Origin of the sequence: Oscillibacter sp. MSJ-31 (genome assembly GCF_018918025.1) — a bacterium.
In the GTDB taxonomy this organism is placed as follows: domain Bacteria; phylum Bacillota; class Clostridia; order Oscillospirales; family Oscillospiraceae; genus Hominicoprocola.
In genome coordinates this window covers 24,445-30,444 of the sequence record NZ_JAHLPT010000025.1, presented here as the reverse complement: position 1 = coordinate 30,444, position 6,000 = coordinate 24,445, and the positions used below count along the sequence as shown (strand labels likewise).

Below are 6,000 nucleotides of genomic sequence, written 5' to 3'. Positions count from 1 at the left end.
ACCCAACTGTGGGAAATTGAGAAGCTGCTGCACAAGGACGACTGCGGCGAATACAACAAGGACCTGACCGGTTTGATCCACGACGTTCCCACCGCGTGTGCCGATCCGGAGCAGGTCGAATCTTATATCGCCGCACGGTTTTTCGAGGAATTCTACGAGGACATGTCCGCAGAGGCGGAAGATGCTGCGGTCTATCGCAAGGAGGACGCCATCGGGGTCCGCAACTGTTTCGCGCACCTGAAAAAGACGCTGTCGGCGCTGCATGAGCGCGGCGGAACGCTGGAGGAGGCAAAGAAATACCTCGTCATGCCGATGACCGAGCGCAGTGCCGTGATCGACGAACAGGGTGGTAACAATCTGGCATTCTCCTACAGCCTCGTTTCACCCGCCCTTGCTGTGGCGATGGCCGCGCGGGAGTTCGGCGTAGATTTTTGGGCGCTGTGGGATGAGCTCGGAGCGGACATTCCGAGCATCGAGCGCTTTCCAGCGCCACAGTCCTGCCCGCCGGTGGAGCCAGCTTCCACACAGGAGCTTTTCGGTGTTGCCTCAGACGACATGGCGTATTACTGGCAACCGGACGGCAAGGTGCAGTTTTCCGATGAGATGACGGCGTGGATGCAGTCGCTTCGCGCGGAGATGGACGGGATCACCGACACGATTCCGCCGGAGAAGTTTCTGCAAGCTATGGTGGATGCCATCGCCGGTGCGGGGAACTACGCTTTTCGGGATATGTTCTACGAGTTCATCGCGCGGCAGGCGGAGCCGAGGGTACAGGCCGCCGTTCTTCTGCTGAAGCGGCTCGTCGGACGCGGCGAGCCGAACGTGCGCCGGTATCTGGCGATCCTCGGGAATCCCGCGCTGCGGGAGAGGGTATTCGGTTTCTGATAAGATACATTAAAATAAGAACCGTGGGTATTAGAGAAATGGCTTCGAAAGCAAAGCTCTAATACCCACGGATTTATTTCTGCTTGTCGCGCTCGATGGCTTCATTCACCGCGCGGTAAATGAATGCGTTGGTGGACTCTCCCTGCGCCTTAGCGTGCTCTGCGATTCTTTCCTTCTCGCCTTTTGGAATGCGAATCAAAAAGCGGTCAATCTTTTCCTTTTCGTATTTTTTGATTGCGCGATTTTCAGCTTCACTTCGAGACACTTTGAACACATCCTAACGCATTAGATTTACAAACGCCTCGCAAAATATACGATATCGTATATTTTGCACAGAGTCTTCAACATAAATTTGTGCAGTATATCACTTGATATACGATATCGTATATGTTATACTGCCACTATAAAGTAAAACAACGGCAGTGGTAAAGGACGGCAATCCTCTACCACCTGCGCAGGTGGTAACAGCACCTACACAACGGCTGAAGCCGCACCGTCAGGAAGTAGTATACCCTGTTTTGCCCCATTTGGCAAGATACGGTTACTATAAAACTTCCTCCGGGTGCGTTCAGGCGTAGGACTTCCGCACCCTCATAGCGGTGTGGAGCAGCGTGTAGGCGAAATGCCTGCACGCTGTTTTGCTTACCGCTCTGAGGAAAGGAGGTAAAGATACCATGGAAGAAGAGAAGAAAGCGATCATCCGAGTGCGCATTAACCGCAGCCTGGCATTTTTCTGTTGCATGGCTGTTCTGCCGGAAACCTGCGGCTTCGGAGGAACGCGTCCGACGCTCACCGTCTCGCACGATAACAGCTGCGATGACTATGTCACCGTCGTCCCGCTCATCCCGACCGGGCACTATGTACCCGGCGAAGGCTGGCAGGCCGGCAGCCACGCACTCGTCACCGTAGACGACAAGACCTACATGGCTCTGTGCGACTACCCGGTGACCATCCACGCGAACTGTCTCGGCCACGGGCTCGGCTACGTCTGGCCGGCAAACGAACGCAACGGCGTCCTGAAAGCCCTTGCCCATCACTTCCTGATCACAAAGGAGAACCTGTTATGAACACGAAGACCACCAAGCCCTTCGAGATGTGGACAGCATGGGACTGTCTCGGCAGGCATGACTGCCGCCCCGTCATCGTCATCTCACAAGAGGGCGATACGGATACCGTCACCGTCATTCCCCTCACCTCGGACCGCGAGAGCACGCAGCTCCCGACGCATGTGCTCATCTCGGAACAGGGCCTTGACCACACCAGCCGCGCCCTGTGCGAGAAGGTGAAGACCATCCGCCGTAAGACGCTCATCCGCCGCATCGGCTGCGTCTACGAGCCCTACGACCGTTTCGCCCTCCGTCACGCTCTGGCCGTCCATCTTGGACTGCAGGCGGAGGAAGGCACCCAGGCGTGGAACTGACCGCGCCGAAGACAAACCATGAAAAAAGCGCAGCATTCCCGTAGCGAGGGGAACCAATCGGATTTAACCGCCAGCACCTATACAGACCTGGCGGCCGCAGACGTAATCTACCAGTTCATACGGGCAGCCTATCCCGATTTGGGTTTGCCGGAGCTGCACCTCACGCCGACCTCCCGCAGAGGGATGGGCTCCCGAAAAGAGCAAGAAAAGTCTCTTCCGGAACCAGTCCGTCAGAAGCTGTGCCGCTATGTGGAAACTCATTGGCGACAGGAACCGCGCCTGTGCTACGCACTGACTCTGATGCTTTGCGGCGGGCTGCGCACAGCAGAGGCGGCGGGAACCCGCCCTGAAAAAATCGTATACACCGCATATTTCGCGGTCGTAAAAGTCCAGGGACAGGAAAAGGGTGGGAAAATCGACAAAATCCTAAAGCGGGACAACAGCTATCGCGGGGTTGTCATCGGATGCTGGGCATGCTATATTCTACGCCAATGCAGCGACACGATTCGCAAAATCGACCCAGACTGGACCAATGACGAAACCGCCCCGGTCTGTCTGGCGCAGGACTTGTCCGCCTGGGTGCTTGCGCGGCTGCACGAATGCGGCCTTAGCGAGGCTTTCATGGCAGAGGCGCGTAAGGACTTTGAACGCGAAGTATCATACAACAAAGACGGCAGTCTCGTGGCGGATTTCAGCGCCTACATTCTCCGCCGCGACTGGGCGAGCCGCGCTCGCAACATTTGCGGGTACACATCACTCGAGTTAGACCAGCAGCTCGGTCACGCGGTGTCCGTCCCCAAACATAAACGGCCAAACTTGAAGCTCTCAGCCGAGCAGGAAAAGCTGGCAGCCAAAGCGGAGCGCTATGTCTACAATCCAGCTGAAACAAAGAACCCTGAACATTCTCCTATCCAGCTCGAAGTAGACGCTCGCAGGCAAATCCCCACATATAGGGCCGTAAAATACAGCAATAACAGCGATAAGCCGATGCTCGTTACTCTATCTTTCAGCGCTCTGGAAAATGCGGACGCTGTGCAGCTCACCATCCCTTGCGGAGCAATGCGGAAGACAGTTGTCGCTTCCAGACCAGATGACGCTGAGCAGCGGCAGAACCGGCCAATCATCGGCAATCAAATGAAGGAGGCCTAAACGCCATGAAAAAGACTGTTGTGAACCAATGGGATCCAAATAAGGGTAACTATTACCCGCACCAGCCGGACAAGGATGGACGCAAGTCCTACGATATCCGTTATACGTTGCACGGTGTCGAATTTAAGGGAACGCTGCGTGAACAGCCCCACGGCGCACGGTACGCTTACCGCGCTGAAATCACCGCTATCTCACCCTTGACGGGGAAGTCGGTCAAAGACAGCAAAGGAAATGTGGTCGCCCGAAGCTTCTGGTCCAACGAAGCGGACTTGAACGGGCTGTTGAATGGCATCGCAAAGGCAGCCGAGAAGCTGTATGCCGACAATGCCGTTGCCCTGAGCCGCGCTGTTGAGGAAAACGTCGTTTTTCGTCCGGAAACGACTACGCCTGCTATTGCGGCCGAGCGTTTTGCCGCCCGCTTTGAGGACTCGCTCTCCGCCAAGGCGGAAAAGGCAGAGCGTGCAAGCCCCAAGTACCACCGGAAAGCAGCCATCATCAAAGAGTACTTTGCGCAACTTCCGCAGAAGCCTATGTGCGAAATTGTATCCGTGGAAATCCGCCGGCTCCTGCCATTCTGGAAACTATCGGAGCGAAATCTCAAACTTCTCAGCGGCTTTTGGGACTGGTGTATTCGAAATAAGTACTGCACCGGAACCAACCCGTTTCCCACACTGACACGGCGCACGAGGTCGCCGGACGAAAAAGCTAAAGCGGCGGAAACGCCGGAGGTTCTTGACGAGGCCGATGTCGAAAAGGTCTTCCACGCCCTCATGGACGACGCCGTCCAGACTGCAAAGGCGTGCGCCATGGCCTTGCAGTTGTTCGGTGGCTTAAATGTCAGCCAGATTCGAGCTCTGACCTGGGGTGACATCATTTTTGATGACCGTGAGCCGGATAAGGTCATTGTCCAGCTGCGCGACGATGAACGCAGCGGCAGCACGCATAAGCTTGACCGCCCCATTTTTCCTATGGGCGCACGCATTCTCCACGTTCGCCATCAGAGTCTATTGCAGAACAGGACATCGCAATCTGCGCTACGCGGACAAAAGGTCACTGTTCGGCAAAATGGTGCTGCAATTCCATCCGGTGAAATTACAAGGTACATCATCAAAATTTTGAAGTCCATCAAACTCTCGGCAGAGTACTATTCTCGCAAGGAACCCGGTAAGATTCTTCGGCCGAATGAACTGCTTGGCAGCACCTATAGATATATGGTACACTATACGTGTGGTCTCGGAGCTATGGAGCCTGGCACAGCCAACTATCTGTGCGGCAAGAGCCTGACCGGCAACACAACCGATGACAACTATACGTCGTTTTCTTCAGCAGCGGGTCTGGAGCGCCTGTATGCCTATATGCATCGTCTTTGCGTCCCTGAACCGCTGCCGCAGGGTATTCCGCCGCAGGTATCCGAGGATGGTGGCAAGGAAACCGGCACTTTTCTCCCGAAAATGTCGCGTGACCGCGTAACGATAACCGCGACGGTGCTGCTGCAGCCGGGACAGGCACTTACACTCGAGTCAGCGCACGGAGGCACCGGTATCATCGAGGCCGAGGAATCGACACCTTCCGGCCGCCGACGCCGAAGCAAGAAAGGCGAAATAGCAGACACAAATTAACCGCTTTTCTTAAAAGAAGCAGCGATGCCGCTTTGGATAGGGTGGCATCGCTGCTTCACTATGTTGTTTCCGTCAGAAATCAAATACATCTCCCACAGCACAGGATTTCCGAGTATCGCCAGATACCGGCGAATCTTCGTTCCCCATGTTCGGTCAGTCGCTCCGGTAGGAGAACGATGATGCGTCCCTCGGCATCTGCATTCATCAACTCCACGATTTGTGCAATGATAAGCCTCAATCATGGTCGCTGTGAGCTTTCGTTCATTCATAGTCGTACCTCCTGCAAATAATTTTTAATTATTTTACCTTGCAGGAGATGGGCTATGCGGTTTTGCGTCTCACCGTGGGATTTATTTATCGGCGTGTTTATCTATTCTGCTCACGGTCAAAGTGTAGGGATCAAGATTGATAACAGGCTTGTGGCTGTTCAGCGCATACATAAGGGCCTTTTCCTCGGCGCGGCCCGCTGCGGGCGCTTCGCTGTCAAAGACGGTCAGCACCATATCGGAACGGTCAATGATCCGCCGGTAGGCCAGTAATTGTGCGTCCAGTTAGGGCTGTAGGCTAATGCAATCAATTGTTCAGCCCTTCCCCTGCAAAAAAACACACACAAGGTACTATGGCCTCGGCTGACTTCTTGCAGTTCGTTGTTACTGCGATTTTCGGATTTTTTCCCCTACTTGTCGTCTGCAAGACCTCCCCTGGTAAGAACAACAACTTTCCTCCCACGTAACCGCCACATCTACCGCACGGGATTCGGGCAGCATTGGGCTTTGTGTTGATAAGCACACTCGTCCATCCCTATACGGCCTACTATGTGATTTCTGTTCGTCGGTTCGGGAGTTTGCCCGCCAAGACTCCTCACCTTGACATCCGTCTTCCTTCAGATTCCACCTCGCGATGGACACCTTTGCCTTCGGCTAACGC

General features: G+C 54.9%; 8 protein-coding genes. 6 read left to right on the top strand and 2 right to left on the bottom strand.

The window, feature by feature from the left end; genetic code table 11:
* Positions 1-885, top strand: an 885-nt coding sequence (locus tag KQI17_RS11950; RefSeq protein ID WP_216496442.1) for a hypothetical protein, incomplete at its 5' end; no start/stop codon positions are given.
* 73 nt (positions 886-958) lie between these two features.
* Here the strand turns inward: KQI17_RS11950 and KQI17_RS11945 are convergent.
* A complete protein-coding gene (locus KQI17_RS11945; protein ID WP_371821997.1) occupies positions 959-1,159 on the bottom strand; it encodes a YlcI/YnfO family protein in 201 nt (66 codons plus the stop codon).
* A 400-nt stretch (positions 1,160-1,559) separates the two neighbouring features.
* On the opposite strand from KQI17_RS11945, the gene KQI17_RS11940 reads away from it, so the two are divergent.
* From KQI17_RS11940 to KQI17_RS11925, 4 genes are read left to right on the top strand one after another with little or no spacing between them, the layout of a single operon-like run.
* Complete coding sequence (locus tag KQI17_RS11940; RefSeq protein WP_216496441.1) at positions 1,560-1,952, top strand: hypothetical protein; 393 nt, start codon at positions 1,560-1,562, stop codon at positions 1,950-1,952.
* A complete protein-coding gene (locus KQI17_RS11935; protein WP_216496440.1) occupies positions 1,949-2,305 on the top strand; it encodes a type II toxin-antitoxin system PemK/MazF family toxin in 357 nt (118 codons plus the stop codon). Before KQI17_RS11940 ends, KQI17_RS11935 begins: the two co-directional genes overlap by 4 nt.
* 18 nt (positions 2,306-2,323) lie before the next feature.
* On the top strand, positions 2,324-3,454 hold the full coding sequence (locus KQI17_RS11930; protein WP_216496439.1) for a hypothetical protein: 1,131 nt from the start codon (positions 2,324-2,326) through the stop codon (positions 3,452-3,454).
* 5 nt (positions 3,455-3,459) lie between these two features.
* The gene (locus KQI17_RS11925) at positions 3,460-5,073 is read left to right on the top strand and encodes a site-specific integrase (RefSeq protein WP_216496438.1); all 1,614 of its coding nucleotides are present in this window, start codon (positions 3,460-3,462) and stop codon (positions 5,071-5,073) included.
* Here the strand turns inward: KQI17_RS11925 and KQI17_RS11920 are convergent.
* Positions 5,070-5,342, bottom strand: coding sequence for a hypothetical protein (locus KQI17_RS11920; RefSeq protein WP_216496437.1), 273 nt, complete (start codon positions 5,340-5,342; stop codon positions 5,070-5,072). The two genes, KQI17_RS11925 and KQI17_RS11920, sit on opposite strands and share 4 nt — an antisense overlap.
* Positions 5,343-5,396: 54 nt before the next feature.
* Between KQI17_RS11920 and KQI17_RS11915 the strand changes: the two genes are divergently transcribed.
* Entirely contained in the window at positions 5,397-5,612 is a 216-nt protein-coding gene (locus tag KQI17_RS11915) for a hypothetical protein (RefSeq protein ID WP_216496436.1), read from the top strand.
* The last annotated feature ends 388 nt before the right edge of the window (positions 5,613-6,000 follow it).

What these genes read in the sequence shown, in the direction of transcription:
- KQI17_RS11940 (WP_216496441.1), top strand. Translation starts at nt 1,560, where the DNA reads ATGGAAGAAGAGAAGAAAGCGATCATCCGAGTGCGCATTAACCGCAGC.
- KQI17_RS11935 (WP_216496440.1), top strand. Translation starts at nt 1,949, where the DNA reads ATGAACACGAAGACCACCAAGCCCTTCGAGATGTGGACAGCATGGGAC.
- KQI17_RS11930 (WP_216496439.1), top strand. Translation starts at nt 2,324, where the DNA reads ATGAAAAAAGCGCAGCATTCCCGTAGCGAGGGGAACCAATCGGATTTA.
- KQI17_RS11925 (WP_216496438.1), top strand. Translation starts at nt 3,460, where the DNA reads ATGAAAAAGACTGTTGTGAACCAATGGGATCCAAATAAGGGTAACTAT.
- KQI17_RS11920 (WP_216496437.1), bottom strand. Translation starts at nt 5,342, where the DNA reads ATGAATGAACGAAAGCTCACAGCGACCATGATTGAGGCTTATCATTGC.
- KQI17_RS11915 (WP_216496436.1), top strand. Translation starts at nt 5,397, where the DNA reads ATGCGGTTTTGCGTCTCACCGTGGGATTTATTTATCGGCGTGTTTATC.